Below are 16,433 nucleotides of genomic sequence, written 5' to 3'. Positions count from 1 at the left end.
CTACATGCTTGCCAGCATAACGGGCAAGCATGTTCTATTTATGATGTTAACCGATGGTCATCAGACTGGCGTTGCCACCGGCGGCTGCGGTATTGACGCTGAGCGAACGCTCAATCAGCAACCGTTCCAGCAGCAAATTGGTTTCCCCACGGGCGAAGCCCTGCACGGAAACAATAGCACCTTCACGCGCTGCGACCTGCTCGCACAGGCTGCGTAACTGATCGGCATCACCGTGGTAGATCACCGCATCAAACTCTGCGGCCAGCAGATCTTTTGCCAGCGTAATACGCTGCTGCACCGCCGCTGGTAAGGCAGCACGCAATGAACGATGTAGCTCGTCATCTGGCCATACCGCCTGACTACCGACACTGGTGACAGCCGCCAGTTGCGTCAGTGCATCCTGTTGGTTGTCGGCAATACACAGCACCTGCTCACGCGGCAGCAAAGTAAAGGTATTGCGCTCACCGGTAGGACCCGGCAACAGACGGACGGTACCGGCCTGTGCCAACTGGTCATAACGTTGCGTCAGGGCCAGCAGCTCGGGTTTGTCCTGCGCCCATTGTTGCAACGCCTGGTGTGCGCTCAGCAGGGTGGTACGCAAGGTGCTATCCACCGGACGTTCAGCATCCTGACGATCAAACGTTGTGAGCAGCGCGCCATCCGGACGGTTCGCCAGCAGGCGATACAGATACAACGGGCCACCCGCTTTCGGTCCGGTGCCCGATAAACCTTCACCACCGAACGGTTGTACGCCAACCACCGCACCCACCATATTACGGTTAACATAGAGGTTGCCGACTTTGGCCCCTGCCGTCACCTGGGCGATGGTTTCGTCAATGCGCGTATGTACCCCCAGCGTTAAACCGTAACCGGAAGCATTGATCTGGTCGATCAGCTGCGGCAGATTATTGCGCGCAAAACGGACAACGTGCAGCACCGGACCAAACACTTCTTTATCCAGATCGCTGACCTGCTCCAGTTCAATCAACGTCGGTTTCACAAAGGTGCCGGTCGCCCACTCTTTCGTGTCCTGCGGATTTTCCTGTGCAGCCTGGTAGATGGTGAAACCCTTATTGCGCATCGCCTGAATATGGCGCTCGATATTGGCTTTGGCTTCGGCATCAATCACCGGGCCGATGTCGGTCGAGAGGCGTTCTGGGTTCCCCATGCGACATTCCGCCATCGCACCGCGCAGCATTTTTAGTGTGTGTTCGGCGACATCTTCCTGCACGCACAGCAGACGCAGCGCCGAGCAGCGTTGACCTGCGCTGTCGAACGCGGAGGCGACAATATCCACCACCACTTGCTCAGTCAGTGCTGATGAATCGACGATCATCGCGTTCATGCCGCCGGTTTCCGCAATCAATGGAGTAGGGCGTCCCTGTGGATCAAGACGTCCGGCAAGATTGCGTTGTAGCAGCGTCGCGACCGCAGTGGAACCGGTAAACATCACGCCGCGCACACGGTCATCACCGGTCAACTGTGCGCCGACAGTCTCACCGAGTCCTGGCAGCAGCTGCAACACGCCAGACGGCACACCGGCATCCAGCATAATCTGTACCGCCTGGGCGGCAATCAGCGGCGTTTGCTCGGCAGGTTTCGCCAGCACGCTGTTGCCTGCGGCGAGCGCGGCGGCAATCTGCCCGCTGAAAATCGCCAGCGGGAAGTTCCACGGACTGATACACACCACCGGGCCGAGTGGACGGTGGGTTTCGTTGTCGAAATCGTCACGCACCATACCGGCGTAGTAATAGAGGAAATCAACCGCTTCGCGGACTTCGGCGATGGCGTTGTTATAGGTTTTACCCGCCTCACGCACCAGCAGGCCAATCAGTTGCTGCATCTGGCTTTCCATCATCTCAGCAGCGCGCTCCAGAATGGCGGCACGCTCCTGGGGTGGGGTGGCGAACCAGATCGGGCCGGCATTCACTGCCGCATCCAGTGCTTGTGAGACTTCTTGTGGGGTGGCTTCACGTACGTGGCCCACCACATCGGCTGGCGCAGATGGGTTAAGTACCGGGTTGCTGCTGCCGACAGCCAACTCACCTTCAATCAGCGGCTGGGCCTGCCACGGCTGGCTGGCGCTGTTGAGCAAAGCACTGGAAAGCGAGGCCAGACGGTGTTCGTTGGCCAGGTCCAGGCCGGCAGAGTTAACACGCTTCTCTCCGTACAGCTCACGCGGTAACGGAATTTTGGCGTGAGGCAGCCCCATTGCGCCTTCGCTGGCGCCCATTTTCTCCACTGCCGTCACCGGGTCAGCGACCAGCTCATCAATCGGCAATGAGGTATCGGCGATGCGGTTAACAAATGAAGTGTTGGCACCGTTTTCCAGCAGGCGACGTACCAGATAGGCCAACAGGGTTTCGTGTGTACCTACCGGCGCATAAATACGGCACGGACGATTGAGTTTGCCATCGGCGACTTTACCCACCACCTGTTCGTACAGCGGCTCACCCATGCCATGCAGGCACTGGAATTCGTACTGGCCCGGATAATAGTTATTCCCTGCCAGCTGATAAATGGCCGCCAGCGTGTGAGCGTTGTGGGTGGCAAACTGCGGATAGATCAGATTCGGCACCGCCAGCAGCTTGCGTGCGCAGGCCAGATAGGAGATATCGGTGTACACCTTACGGGTATAGACCGGATAGCCTTCCAGTCCGTCCATCTGGGCGCGTTTGATTTCGCTGTCCCAATAGGCACCTTTCACCAGACGAATCATCAGTCGGCGACGGCTACGCTGTGCCAGATCGACCAGGTAATCAATGACGAACGGACAACGCTTCTGGTAAGCCTGGATAACAAAGCCAATGCCGTTCCAACCTTCCAGCTCCGGCTCGAAGCAGAGTTTTTCCAGCAGATCGAGCGACAGTTCGAGGCGGTCAGCTTCTTCTGCATCGATGTTAATACCGATGTCATAAGAGCGAGCCAGCAGCGTCAGGGATTTCAGCGTTGGATAGAGTTCTTCCATGACGCGTTCATATTGCGCACGGCTGTAGCGCGGATGCAGTGCCGACAGTTTGATCGAGATCCCCGGACCTTCATAAATACCACGGCCATTGGACGCTTTGCCGATGGCATGGATCGCCTGCTGATAAGACACCAGATAGGCTTTGGCATCGCTGGCAGTCAGCGCTGCTTCGCCCAGCATGTCATACGAATAACGGAAACCTTTCTCTTCCAGTTTGCGTGCATTAGCCAGGGCTTCGGCGATAGTTTCGCCGGTGACGAACTGCTCACCCATCAGGCGCATCGCCATATCCACGCCTTTACGAATCAACGGCTCGCCGCTTTTACCAATAATCCGGTTGAGTGATCGCGATAAATTCGCTTCGTTATGAGTCGAAACCAGACGGCCAGTGAACAGCAGACCCCAGGTGGCGGCATTTACGAACATCGACGGGCTACGACCGAGGTGGGATTGCCAGTTACCGTTGCTGATTTTGTCGCGGATCAACGCGTCACGCGTGGGTTTGTCCGGAATACGCAATAAGGCTTCCGCCAGACACATCAGTGCGACCCCTTCCTGCGAGGAGAGGGAAAACTCCTGCAACAGACTTTGCACCATCCCGGCGCGACCGGTTGCACCTTTTTGGTGACGCAGTTTGTCCGCGAGCTGATATGCAAGCTGCTGGGTTTTTTCGGCTAAAGGCGCAGGAAGCCTTGCCTGTTCTAATAGCATTGACACTGCATCGGTCTCAGGACGACGCCAGGCTGCAGTGATGGCGGAACGGCTTACCGACTGCGGTAAAATATGCTCGGCAAAATCAAGGAACGGTTGCACCGTCTCATCTGGCGCATTGTCATCCTGGGTCGCCTCACCTGCCAGTAATGGAATCTCTGGCAGAGTATCACCGGCTTCCAGCTGGCTCAGATAGTTGAAAATCGCCTGCTTGATGAGCCAGTGTGGCGTGCGATCAATCTTTTGTGCAGCCAATTTGATGCGGTCGCGGGTGGCTTCATCCAGCTTCACCCCCATCGTGGTGGTTCCCATGCTTACCTGTTCCTCAAAAAGAATATGTTGTGCTTGGCGTGGACGCACTATCACTCATGTTGCAACTTTGTGCAACCTTGTTAAGGCGCACTTCGGTGGCAGTATAATCACCTTTTTGCCGCATTATGACAGGTACGGCATGAATATTGCTGCAAATAACACGCCATTGTTGCAACCTGTCGCTGAATTCCTTTGCTGGGTGAGGTTGAAAAGTGTGATTTGGTGCAACCTATTAACACCTGGAATGTCAGGCGAGGTGAAACCAATGTGACAACTGTGTTAAATGCATTGTGCCTGCCGCAGCTTTGCGGCAGGATACCGCGCCCTGGTGGAAATCGGTTTACTGGTGGTGGTTAGTACTGGCGTTGTCTCGTTCCGATGGCGTCGGTAATAGGATTTCAAAATAGAAATCGCAATAAGTGGAGAGATGGGATGAGTGTAAGTACACCAATGCTGGTGACTTTTTTTATATATATCCTCGGTATGATTTTAATCGGTTTTATTGCATATCGTTCAACGAAAAACTTTGACGACTACATTCTGGGCGGCCGCAGTTTGGGAAGTCTGGTGACTGCGCTTTCTGCGGGCGCATCGGATATGAGTGGTTGGTTGCTAATGGGGTTGCCAGGTGCCATTTTCTTGTCGGGTATTTCCGAAAGCTGGATAGCCATTGGCCTGATCATCGGTGCATGGCTGAACTGGAAAATTGTGGCTGGGCGTTTGCGTGTACAGACCGAACATCATGATAATGCGCTGACATTACCTGACTTCTTTACCAGCCGTTTTGAAGATAACAGTAACATTCTGCGTGTTATCTCCGCACTGGTCATTCTGATTTTCTTCACGATCTACTGTGCTTCAGGCGTTGTTGCTGGCGCGCGTCTTTTCGAAAGTACCTTTGGTATGAGCTACGAGACGGCGCTGTGGGCGGGTGCGGCGGCAACAATCCTCTATACATTGGTGGGTGGCTTTCTTGCTGTGAGCTGGACCGATACGGTACAGGCCAGCCTGATGTTTTTCGCATTGATTCTGACGCCGGTGGTCGTTATCGCCTCTGTGGGAGGACTGTCTGATTCACTGGCCGTGATCGAGGCCAAAAGCCTTGAAAACCTCGACATGCTGAAAGGCTTGAATTTTGTGGCCGTTATTTCGCTGCTTGGTTGGGGGCTGGGCTACTTTGGGCAACCGCATATTCTTGCGCGTTTTATGGCTGCTGACTCTCATCGTTCCATTCGCACCGCACGTCGCATTGGTATGACCTGGATGATTCTGTGTCTTGCCGGTGCTGTTGCTGTGGGTTTCTTCGGCATTGCTTATTTCCAGAATAACCCGGGCGAGGCGGCGGGTGTGAGCCAGAATGGTGAGCGTGTGTTTATTGAATTGGCGCGTATCCTTTTCAACCCGTGGATTGCGGGTATCCTGCTTTCGGCCATCCTGGCGGCGGTGATGTCAACGCTGAGTTGCCAGTTGCTGGTGTGTTCCAGTGCGCTGACAGAAGATCTCTATAAAGGCTTTTTGCGCAAAAATGCCAGTCAGAAAGAGCTGGTATGGGTGGGACGTATCATGGTGCTGGTGGTTGCACTGATTGCCATTGCCCTCGCGGCTAACCCGGAAAACCGAGTCTTGGGTCTGGTCAGTTACGCCTGGGCGGGCTTTGGTGCGGCTTTTGGTCCGGTGGTGTTGTTCGGTGTGTGCTGGCAGCGTATGACACGCAACGGTGCTCTGGCTGGCATGGTGATTGGTGCCGCCACGGTGTTGGTGTGGAAACAATATGGCTGGCTGGGTCTGTATGAAATCATCCCTGGCTTCCTGTTTGCCAGCATCGCGATTGTCGTCGTCAGCCTGTTGGGCCGCGCACCCTCGCAGATGGCTCAACAACGCTTTGCCGCAGCAGAAGCGGAATATCTGACCAAATAAATCCTTCTCCCGAGATGTCACCCGCCTCATTAATGAGGCGGGTTTTTTGTCGCACGTTTTGCACAAGAAACGTTTCAGTGAGAATAGAAGCCGGGTAAAGGCCATTTACCTCAGTAAGCTCATCCTTTTTCCTTCTTACACCCGATTGATTAATAAATGTACTTTCCATTGACCAGACTGCGAAAACGGAGCAGCGATCTTTCATGTTTTTAGTTGGATTAACTGGTCAGAATGATTTCCGAATCCTCCTAAAAACTTCATGCGCAGTCGAATTAATCAATTACATGATAAATAAAACAAATTTAATTTAAGCTGTGAACTGCTTACGGAGCCTGGTCACTTTTTGTTGGTCACCAGGTAAAATTACTGTTGCAAATTACCGCAAATATGATGCATTTTAATCATAAGCGTTGTCAGATGTGTGGCTAAGGTCACTGGAGTTCGCGCATGATTCGGTCCTTCAAAGGACAGGTAAATACCCTTCAACATACGCAGTTCACTGCGGGGGATTTTTTCCCTCGAAAGTTTCCTCTTCACTTTTCAAGCTTCGTTCTTTTTCAATCTCATATTTCTTACCGGTGCGTAACAGCGTTTGCGCGTTGTTGCACACTATTCTCAATGGCTCGAAACGGCTCTAAAGGAAGCCACGTCAACCTCTAAAGCGTTCACGTCATCGCAACAGGATAATCCTGAAGCGATAAATGAAACCAACTGTAAGGTGCCACTATGGGAAGACAGAAAGCAGTGATCAAAGCGCGTCGTGAAGCCCGCAGAGTGCTTCGTAATGACTCTCGCAGTCATCGTCAGCGTGAAGAAGAATCGGTCACTTCGCTGGTGCAGATGGGTGGGTTGGATGCAATTGGCATGGCACGCGATGTGCGAGACAGTTCACCAATTGAAGCCAGAAATGATGCTCAGGCGCACTATCTTAAAGCCATAGAAACGAAACAGCTTATTTTCGCGACCGGAGAAGCGGGCTGCGGAAAAACCTGGATTAGCGCAGCCAAAGCGGCTGAGGCCCTGATACATAAGGATATCGACAGGATAATCGTTACACGCCCGGTCCTACAGGCGGATGAAGACCTCGGTTTCCTCCCCGGAGACATTTCCGAGAAATTCGCCCCGTATTTCCGACCGGTCTACGACGTTCTGGTTAAACGTCTCGGCTCTTCCTTTATGCAGTACTGCCTGCGCCCGGAAATCGGCAAGGTAGAGATCGCGCCCTTCGCTTATATGCGAGGACGTACTTTCGAAAATGCCGTGGTGATTCTCGACGAGGCACAAAACGTCACCGCTGCGCAGATGAAGATGTTCCTGACGCGTCTTGGTGAGAACGTGACCGTCATCGTCAACGGCGATATTACCCAGTGCGATTTACCGCGCGGAGTGACATCCGGACTCGCGGATGCCCTGGGACGATTCGAAGAAGATGAGATGATCGGCGTGGTTCGTTTTGGCAAAGACGACTGTGTCCGTTCGGCCTTGTGTCAGCGTACGCTACATGCTTACAGTTAACCATTGAGATTTCATACATAAAACCCGGCTGCGGCCGGGTTTTTTTGTGCGCAACGTATGGTGCACAGGCAAAAAAAAAGTCTGAACGTTAGTTCAGACTCTTCTTCAGAATGATGGCGGTGAGGGGGGGATTCGAACCCCCGATACGTTGCCGTATACACACTTTCCAGGCGTGCTCCTTCAGCCACTCGGACACCTCACCACATTTTGTTTGCCAACCTCAGCGGGTCAACGGGGCGCTACTATAGGGAGTTAGCTGAAAAGGGTCAAGCTCTATTTTCTCCTTTTTTTCTATTCGCTTAAGCTCTGAGCGGATTGCATTAGCCTTGTTCGTTTTGCCGATCCTGTCATCAAAATATTGCGTGCCAGTCACAAAAGTGTCACGGCATTGTCGCAGACTTGTCAGCGGAAACATTTGGTTATATTTGTGAATAAGGATGCTTATAAATGAAAAAGATACCTTTGATTACGGTTCCGCTTATCACCTCATTGTTCGCGACGGCAGCATTTGCTGATGCAACCAGCTACTCGCGCGCCGCCACCGGTGACCTGACTCAGCATGGTGGTGCGCGTCGACTGACCGGTGATCAAACGGAAGCGCTCAAAGCTTCTCTGAGCAACAGTACGGCGAAAAATGTCATTCTATTGATCGGTGACGGCATGGGGGACTCAGAAATCACTGCTGCACGTAATCAGGCGATGGGCGCAGGTGGCTTTTTCCCCGGGATTGATGCCTTACCTTTAACCGGTCAATACACCCATTACTCGCTGGATAAGAAAACCCACAAACCGAACTACGTCACAGATTCAGCAGCGTCTGCGACCGCGTGGGCCACGGGGACCAAATCCTATAATGGCGCGATTGGCGTCGATGTGAATGGGAAAGACCAAACCACGCTGCTGGAACTGGCGAAAGCCGCCGGTAAGGCCACCGGTAACGTTTCAACTGCGGAGCTACAGGATGCAACACCTGCGGCGTTGATCGCTCATGTCACTTCACGTAAATGCTATGGCCCGGAAAAAACCAGTGAGCTATGCCCGAGCAACGCGTTGGAGCAGGGCGGTAGAGGTTCCATCACCGAGCAGATGCTGAAAACCCGTGCGGATGTCACGTTGGGTGGCGGTGCCAGGACCTTCAGCGAAGTGGCGAAGGCGGGAGAATATCAGGGTAAAACCCTGCGTGAGCAGGCGCAGGCACGAGGTTATCAACTGGTGGATAATCTCGACGGTATGAATGCGGTCCAGCAGGCGGACCAGCGTAAACCGTTGTTAGGGCTGTTCTCTGAAGGCAATATGCCGGTGCGCTGGCAGGGGCCGAAAGCCAGTTATCACGGCAATCTTGATAAGCCGGTAGTCACCTGTGAAGTGAACAAGGATCGTCCGGCCAGTACGCCAACACTGGCGCAGATGACCAAAAAAGCGCTGGATCTGTTGAGCAAAAATGACAAGGGCTTCTTCCTGCAAGTTGAAGGTGCTTCCATTGATAAACAGGATCATGCCGCTAACCCTTGTGGGCAAATCGGTGAAACCGTTGACCTTGATGAAGCGGTACAACAAGCCCTGGCTTTTGCTCGCGAGCATGGCAATACCCTGGTCGTGGTGACGGCAGATCACGCGCACAGTAGCCAGATCGTAGAAAATGGTACCAAAGCACCAGGCTTGACTCAGGCACTGAACACCAAAGATGGCGCGGTGATGACTATCAGTTACGGTAACTCAGAAGAAGATTCACAGGAGCATACCGGTACTCAGTTGCGTATTGCTGCCTATGGCCCGCATGCGGCGAATGTGGTTGGACTGACTGACCAGACGGACCTGTTCTTCACCCTGAAAGATGCGATGGGAATTAAGTAAGCTAATCCACGCGCAAGCGTGGATTCTTATGTTGGGAAAACAATTATCGCTGATGTGACAAATAGCAACGGATATAGTGCCGATACTCTTCAGTCATATTTATAGGCAATTCTTCGGAGGAAAAAAAAGTCAGCCCATCACTTTCGCTGGGATCATGGATCATCACGCCGGACCATTCATCAACCCGATAGAGCGCAGTGACTACATCGTTTTGCTCTTTATTTATCTGACTGAAAGTGTATTCAGGCCCGGAAAAATAACCCAATAGCTGTATTCGATGCACATCCAGGTTAGTTTCTTCTTTTACTTCTCGTCTCACCGTTTGCTCGGGTGGCTCGCCGGGTTCCAGCCATCCTCCAGGCAGTCCCCAACTCCCATCCTTTCGCAACTGCAACAGGATGCGTGCACCTGCCAACAGTAATAAACGATGGCCAACCTGTGCAGGCGTTATTTTGATGTGATTCACTTCACTTTCCAATCAGAGGATAATTAATGTAAATTGCAACAGGTCTGAACACCCAGGCCAAAAAATTGCATGTCTCTTTTAAATATTATTTCGATTGAATGAATATGGCAGGTAAGTGCCAGAATAAATTCGGCTTTAAGGTATAACAAGGGCGTGTGAGATTGAATAGAGAATGTTCTGGCGAACGCTGAGGAGATTCCCTGGAGTGTATTTAATCAGTAAACTGCAATTGAAGATAATTGACAAACCGAAGAGGTATTGTTGAGTGAATAAAAAAGCCCATGCACATGCATGGGCTTTTAATTAACGTCTGTTGCTGAAAATAATTAGACGTTAAACAGGAAGTTCATTACATCGCCATCTTTAACGATGTATTCTTTACCTTCAGAACGCATTTTTCCTGCTTCTTTCGCGCCTTGTTCACCTTTATAAGCGATGAAATCATCAAACGCGATAGTCTGGGCACGGATAAAACCTTTCTCGAAGTCGGTATGGATTTTACCAGCCGCCTGCGGTGCAGTGGCACCGACCGGGATAGTCCAGGCACGTACTTCTTTTACACCGGCGGTGAAGTAAGTTTGCAGGTTCAGCAGAGTATAACCAGCGCGAATCACGCGGTTCAGACCGGGTTCTTCCAGGCCCATCTCAGCCATAAACTCCGCACGCTCATCATCTTCCAGTTCAGCGATATCGGATTCCACTGCGGCGCAAACTGGCACAACCACTGAACCTTCTGCGTCGGCAATCGCACGAACCTGGTCGAGATAAGGATTGTTCTCGAAGCCATCTTCGTTAACGTTGGCGATGTACATGGTGGGTTTCAGCGTCAGGAAGCTGAGATAACGAATAGCCGCTTTCTCATCAGCATCCAGATTCAGTGAGCGCAGCATCCCGGCATTTTCCAGATGCGGCAGACACTTCTCCAGCGCCGCCAACTCAGCTTTGGCGTCTTTGTCGCCACCTTTGGCTTTCTTCTGTACACGCTGAATAGCACGTTCACAGGTATCGAGATCGGACAGCGCCAGTTCGGTGTTGATGATATCGATATCTTCCGCCGGGTTTACTTTGCCCGCGACGTGAATGATGTTCTCATTTTCGAAGCAGCGAACCACATGGCCGATGGCATCCGTTTCACGGATATTGGTCAGGAATTTGTTGCCCAGGCCTTCACCTTTAGAAGCACCTTCCACCAGACCGGCGATATCAACGAACTCCATGGTGGTCGGCACAACGCGCTGTGGCTTCACGATCTCGCTCAGCTGGTCAAGACGCAGATCGGGCATTGGAACGACACCGGTGTTTGGCTCGATGGTGCAGAACGGAAAGTTGGCTGCTTCGATACCCGCTTTGGTCAGCGCGTTGAACAGGGTGGATTTACCGACGTTCGGCAGGCCCACAATACCGCATTTAAATCCCATGATCTGATTACCTTTCTCGCTGAGTGTGCAGCGTTGACCGGCAACGCTGACGATTCAAAAAATTTCGCGCATTATACACAGATTTCCCGGTCTGCGGCGCGGGATTTGGCCTTAACCGGCTTTGAAGGCGTGCAGACGGTTCATTGCCTTAATCTTATCTTCTTTCAGCCACAGTTCCGTACAGCGCACCGCTTCATCTACGGCATCATCGATCAGCTTCTGTTCACTGGCAGGGGGTTTACCCAGTACAAATCCGGTGACTTTATTGCGGTCACCCGGATGACCAATGCCGACCCGTAAACGGTGAAAATTATTGTTGTTACCCAGCTTGCTGATGATGTCTTTCAGACCGTTATGACCACCGTGGCCGCCACCCTGTTTAAACTTCGCCACGCCAGGAGGCAGGTCCAGTTCATCGTGTGCCACCAAAATTTCCTCTGGCGCGATGCGGTAGAACGTCGCCATTGCCGCGACCGCCTTCCCACTCAGGTTCATAAAAGTGGTGGGTACCAGTAGCCGCACATCTTCGCCCGCCAGCGATAAGCGAGCGGTGTAGCCAAAGAATTTGGGTTCGTCTTTCAGAGACTGATTGTGGCGCTCCGCCAGCAGATCCACATACCAGGCACCTGCGTTATGGCGCGTAGCGGCATATTCCGCGCCGGGATTAGCCAGTCCCACAATCAGTTTAATGCTGCTCACGATGATTATCCTGTCTCGAAATCGAAAGGGCGTTAGTTTACTGCCTGGCAGGGGAGATGACAAAGGGCGCAGACACTGAATAGTGCCGCTACGTTATTTATCATTTTCTATCGAAATCAACCCGATAAGCGGTAAAGTTTCGTCAGGATTGTGAAAGATGTGTGATCATGCACGCATCTTAACCCCGGGTCATTGCCTAAACTTATAGCAAGTTAACGTTATGTGCTGTTTTTGGCATTACTAAAAAAGGATGGAGGTGAATTATGAAACGTCATCACTCTCGCTATATCGGTAATGGCCTGATGTGTCTCGGTTTACTCACCATGGTGCTTGGCGTCGGTTACTCGATCATTAATCAAATTCCTTCGCTAAATCTGCCGCAATTCCTGGCGCATGGCGCAATGTTTAGCATCTTTATTGGTGCGCTGCTCTGGCTGGTGGGTGCGCGTGTCAGTGGGCGTGAAAAAGTGGAAGACCGCTATTTTTGGTTGCGCCACTACGGTGATAAACGTTGCCGTCGTAACACGCATCACCCATAAGACTACACCAGCGTAGCCTTATTCAACGGCTGTAACTGTGTCAGATATTGTTCAGTACGGTTACGGCCGCTGGCTTTTGCGCGATACAACGCCTCATCAGCCAATGCCAGTAATGTCGGAAAGTGAAGTTCTTCCTTGCTGGCTGTTGCATAGCCGATACTGACGGTGTAGCTGATATTATCCGGCAGCGATAACTGCGTTGCGACGCGAATACGTTCACATACCAATTGTGCCTGCTCGCTGTCGCCGGGCAGGATGGCGGCAAACTCTTCACCTCCTAACCGGGCAAACTGCCCCTCGTCGGGCAATAACGCTTGGGCAATCTGGCAAAAATCAATTAATACCCGATCACCTTGTTGGTGGCCGTAACGATCGTTAATGCTTTTGAAATGGTCGAGATCGAATAATATCGCCGTGAAGGGTTGTTGTTGCCGTAAGCGTCGGGCGATGATTTTTTCCGCCTGCTCGAACAATGCGCGACGGTTCCACACACTGGTTAAGGGATCGTGCAGTGATGCCAGTTTATGGGCGATCTGGGTACGTTCATTGACCATCGCCAGAATCGTAAACGTCAGGCCAATAACGAACAGAATCGATTCAAGCATGACGTACACGGAAAAACTGGAACCACCAATTGCACCATGCACCGGGGTAGCAACGGCGTCATCAAAGAAAATTCGTGCGACGTGAAACAGCAAATGTATCCACAACAACATCTGCGCGGGCCAGAAGGTGACGGTGAGCGCGGCGCGTGCCCGCCACAGCAGCTGAATCAATGCGCCGGTGTAGATGATGCAAAGCAGACAAACGACCAGAACGCGTTTTGGCAGACTGAAGTAAAACGCCGGGAAAATACACAGAATCGCCCATAGCAATGCCCCCGCCAGCCAGCTCATGCCAAGCGTTTTTTTACAAAACACCCGGAAAGCATTTAACAGGTTGCCATAAGCCAGCATCATCACCATATTACCCACCGCAATGGGCAGGAACTGTAATCCTGCGGCACGCAGGCTGCTCAGAAACACGGCTGTAAGGGTTAACACCAGCGTCAGAGTGGTGAAACCCAGTACCCGATCATACTGTGAGCCAATCCAGGCAAATACCATAATGATGCTTAAAAACCCCAGGACATAGAGCTCGCAAACAAAAAGTGTGTAGATGTCGAGAGCCATAGTGGTCGGAGTTCTCAAAAAAAGTGTGGTGAAAAATACCACTAAACCCTGGACGGCTAAAGTCCGGATAGTAGTGTTAGTTGAAAACAGTGAATGGCAACGCGAATAGCGAATTTTAACGAAAATTATCGCGAAAAAATCTGCGCCCGAAGCGGCTTAATCGGTAACTGAACTTAAACGTGTGGCAGGGAAATAAAACCGGGCCAGAGGTGGCCCGGTTTCGTTCGATTAATGCTCGAACATGGCTGAAATGGATTCTTCGTTGCTGATACGACGAATCGCTTCGGCCAGCATACCGGACAACGTCAAAGTACGTACGTTCGGCAGAGATTTCATCTCGTCAGACAGTGGGATGGTGTCACAGACAATCACCTGATCGATCACTGACTTGCGCAGATTTTCCACCGCGTTACCAGAGAAGATCGGGTGGGTGGCGTAAGCGAAAACGCGTTTCGCGCCACGCTCTTTCAGCGCTTCAGCCGCTTTGCACAGCGTACCGCCGGTGTCGATCATATCGTCGACCAGTACACAGTCACGGCCAGCGACGTCACCGATGATGTGCATCACCTGAGAAACGTTAGCACGCGGGCGACGTTTATCGATGATAGCCATGTCAGTGTCGTTAAGCAGTTTGGCGATGGCGCGGGCGCGCACCACACCACCAATGTCAGGAGAAACGACAATCGGGTTCTCCAGACCAATTTGCAACATATCTTCCAGCAGGATCGGGCTGCCAAATACGTTGTCTACCGGGACATCAAAGAAGCCCTGGATCTGCTCGGCGTGCAGGTCAACCGTCAAAACACGGTCAACACCAACGCTGGAAAGGAAATCCGCGACTACTTTAGCAGTAATCGGCACACGCGCGGAACGCACACGGCGGTCCTGACGGGCATAGCCAAAGTAGGGGATAACGGCAGTAATACGACCAGCAGAAGCCCGACGCAGCGCGTCGACCATCACAACCAGCTCCATCAGATTATCGTTGGTGGGGGCACAGGTGGACTGGATGATGAAAATATCACCACCGCGTACATTTTCGTTAATCTGTACACTCACTTCACCGTCGCTGAAACGACCGACAGCGGCGTCTCCGAGGCTGGTGTAAAGGCGGTTGGCAATACGTTGTGCTAGTTCCGGGGTGGCGTTACCAGCAAATAGCTTCATATCAGGCACGAGAAGAACCTCAGGCTTTGCGTCCAGCGAATGAACGACGTTGCGATAACCGGCGAATATCGCAAAGCGTGTTCAGACAGGTGTGTTGATGCGTCGCGTGCTGTGCCTGGAACAGGGGTGACACAGTCACGCATACGCTTAAATCCCGGAAAGAGTACGCTGTAACGGCGAGACATTCAGCCCGCGCGCCACAAATCCTCGTATCCATTCCGGGGCAAGCTCCAGCACCTGACGAGCTTCGGATTCGGTGTTAAATTCAGCAAACACACAGGCCCCGGTCCCAGTCAGGCGCGACGGCGCGTATTCTAGCAGCCAGGAAACCAGCTCATCAACCTCGCGAAAACGTTTTCTTGCCACAGATTCACAATCATTGTGGAAAGGGCGCTGCAAAAGTTCATCAAGTGAGCGTATCGGTGAATCGCGCGTCAGTTCAGGATCGCCAAAAATGACCGGTGTGGCGATACTTACGCCAGGATGCGCCACCAGATACCATTTTTCATCTGGCTCTGCGGGTTGCAATTGTTCACCTACGCCTTCCGCAAAGGCGGCATGACCGCGAACAAACACCGGAACGTCGGCACCGAGTCGCACGCCAAGGGTTGCCAGCTCATCTACGCTAAGCCGCGTTTGCCACAAATGATTCAGCGCCACCAACACCGTCGCCGCATCTGATGAGCCACCACCCAGGCCTCCTCCCATTGGCAGCCGCTTTTCCAGCGCAATCGCCGCACCGGCCTGGGGCGGTAACGTACCGCGTGCTTCAGCCGCATGCATCAGGGCACGAGCGGCACGAACGATCAGGTTGTGTTCATCCGGCACACCCGCTAACGGTGTCAATAGACGAATGTTGCCACTCTCATCCGGGGTGATGGTCAGCGTATCGCCGTAATCTAAAAACTGAAACAGGGTTTGCAGGTTATGATAGCCGTCAGGACGACGGCCGGTGATGTAAAGAAATAAATTCAGCTTTGCCGGGGCAGGCCAGGAGGTAATCATTGTACGGTCCAGCTATCCATCCGCAGCTTAATACGCTGTCCACCCTCGGTCAGCTCGAGATTGGCAGGCAGAGGAGGGGTAACTTTGCTGTCGTAATCTGAGATGGCTACGTGCCATTGCTGGCCGTTACGACTGTAATTCAGGCTCTGCAATTGATACTGGTCGTTTAACTGATAGTCGCTGGCATCGCCTGGCAGCCCCATCATCCACTGACGCAGGTTGGCGAGGGGAATATCCATCCCGGTGAGCTGAGAAATCATCTTTTCAGCGTCATTGCTGACATAGCGTTTGCCTTTGTTATCGACCACCTGTACCACGGAACCCTGAGCATCAAGTTGTAACTCGGTGCTGCCCAGTGGATTGGTCAGCAGCAAACGATAACGGTCAGCGGCAGTTTGCTGCCAGTTAAAGCGGGCATACACCTTCTGGCGATCAGAAATATAGGCGAAGGCACCGCGTGTCTCATAATGGCTGACTTTAGCCACCGCCTGTTGATGTTGCTGCCACTGGGGTGCGGTGGTGCTTGGGCCTGGTCCCTGCGGTTTGTTGACGCTACAGGCAGCCAGCAATACGCTGGCAAGGGGTAAAAGGCGCAACAGCTTGCGCGAAGGCATAGGCATCACCTGGTCATCTCCTCAGACAGGTTTTTACTTCGTAACCGGTAACGCTAACCATCCGCATCTAAGCCGT

At 52.6% G+C, this 16,433-nt stretch carries 12 protein-coding genes and 1 tRNA gene; 4 read left to right on the top strand and 9 right to left on the bottom strand.

From position 1 onward, the window contains the following. Positions 1-46: 46 nt before the first annotated feature. Positions 47-3,991 carry a trifunctional transcriptional regulator/proline dehydrogenase/L-glutamate gamma-semialdehyde dehydrogenase gene (putA, locus tag AC6I8N_RS12130; protein ID WP_497829136.1) on the bottom strand — a complete coding sequence of 1,315 codons (3,945 nt, stop codon included), beginning with the start codon at positions 3,989-3,991 and terminating at the stop codon, positions 47-49. Between the two features lie 432 nt (positions 3,992-4,423). Between putA and putP the strand changes: the two genes are divergently transcribed. Then, entirely contained in the window at positions 4,424-5,908 is a 1,485-nt protein-coding gene (putP, locus tag AC6I8N_RS12125; protein WP_497829135.1) for a sodium/proline symporter PutP, read from the top strand. A 726-nt stretch (positions 5,909-6,634) separates the two neighbouring features. Next, positions 6,635-7,423: a phosphate starvation-inducible protein PhoH gene (gene phoH, locus AC6I8N_RS12120; RefSeq protein WP_013509516.1), complete on the top strand. Its 789-nt coding sequence runs from the start codon at positions 6,635-6,637 to the stop codon at positions 7,421-7,423. Between the two features lie 114 nt (positions 7,424-7,537). Here the strand turns inward: phoH and AC6I8N_RS12115 are convergent. After that, positions 7,538-7,625 (bottom strand) — tRNA-Ser (locus tag AC6I8N_RS12115). A 245-nt stretch (positions 7,626-7,870) separates the two neighbouring features. Here AC6I8N_RS12115 and phoA point away from each other — a divergent pair. Then, on the top strand, positions 7,871-9,277 hold the full coding sequence (gene phoA, locus AC6I8N_RS12110; protein WP_497829134.1) for an alkaline phosphatase: 1,407 nt from the start codon (positions 7,871-7,873) through the stop codon (positions 9,275-9,277). A 43-nt stretch (positions 9,278-9,320) separates the two neighbouring features. Here phoA and AC6I8N_RS12105 read toward each other — a convergent pair whose 3' ends face one another. From AC6I8N_RS12105 to pth, 3 genes are all read right to left on the bottom strand, one after another. Continuing rightward, complete coding sequence (locus AC6I8N_RS12105) at positions 9,321-9,743, bottom strand: NUDIX domain-containing protein (RefSeq protein WP_497829133.1); 423 nt, start codon at positions 9,741-9,743, stop codon at positions 9,321-9,323. 326 nt (positions 9,744-10,069) lie between these two features. Next, a complete protein-coding gene (ychF, locus tag AC6I8N_RS12100; RefSeq protein ID WP_021182906.1) occupies positions 10,070-11,161 on the bottom strand; it encodes a redox-regulated ATPase YchF in 1,092 nt (363 codons plus the stop codon). A 111-nt stretch (positions 11,162-11,272) separates the two neighbouring features. After that, positions 11,273-11,860, bottom strand: a complete 588-nt coding sequence (gene pth, locus AC6I8N_RS12095) for an aminoacyl-tRNA hydrolase (protein ID WP_497829132.1) — start codon at positions 11,858-11,860, stop codon at positions 11,273-11,275. Positions 11,861-12,123: 263 nt separating this feature from the next. Here pth and ychH point away from each other — a divergent pair, with 263 nt between their 5' ends. Next, positions 12,124-12,399 carry a stress-induced protein YchH gene (ychH, locus tag AC6I8N_RS12090; protein WP_021182908.1) on the top strand — a complete coding sequence of 92 codons (276 nt, stop codon included), beginning with the start codon at positions 12,124-12,126 and terminating at the stop codon, positions 12,397-12,399. 2 nt (positions 12,400-12,401) lie between these two features. Here the strand turns inward: ychH and AC6I8N_RS12085 are convergent, their stop codons facing one another. The 4 genes from AC6I8N_RS12085 to lolB all read right to left on the bottom strand — a co-directional run bounded on the left by AC6I8N_RS12085 (position 12,402) and on the right by lolB (position 16,363). Next, the gene (locus AC6I8N_RS12085) at positions 12,402-13,571 is read right to left on the bottom strand and encodes a GGDEF domain-containing protein (protein WP_497829131.1); all 1,170 of its coding nucleotides are present in this window, start codon (positions 13,569-13,571) and stop codon (positions 12,402-12,404) included. Positions 13,572-13,799: 228 nt separating this feature from the next. After that, on the bottom strand, positions 13,800-14,747 hold the full coding sequence (gene prs / locus AC6I8N_RS12080) for a ribose-phosphate diphosphokinase (RefSeq protein WP_021182910.1): 948 nt from the start codon (positions 14,745-14,747) through the stop codon (positions 13,800-13,802). A gap of 138 nt (positions 14,748-14,885) precedes the next feature. Then, positions 14,886-15,743, bottom strand: coding sequence for a 4-(cytidine 5'-diphospho)-2-C-methyl-D-erythritol kinase (gene ispE / locus AC6I8N_RS12075; RefSeq protein WP_497829130.1), 858 nt, complete (start codon positions 15,741-15,743; stop codon positions 14,886-14,888). Next, on the bottom strand, positions 15,740-16,363 hold the full coding sequence (lolB, locus tag AC6I8N_RS12070) for a lipoprotein insertase outer membrane protein LolB (RefSeq protein ID WP_021182913.1): 624 nt from the start codon (positions 16,361-16,363) through the stop codon (positions 15,740-15,742). Before lolB ends, ispE begins: the two co-directional genes overlap by 4 nt. Positions 16,364-16,433 lie beyond the last annotated feature (70 nt).

Source organism: Pantoea sp. X-Soil-TKNS-1279, from assembly GCF_059730565.1.
The sequence above is the reverse complement of the archived record's forward strand: the minus strand, read 5'-3'. Positions and strand labels throughout refer to the sequence as shown.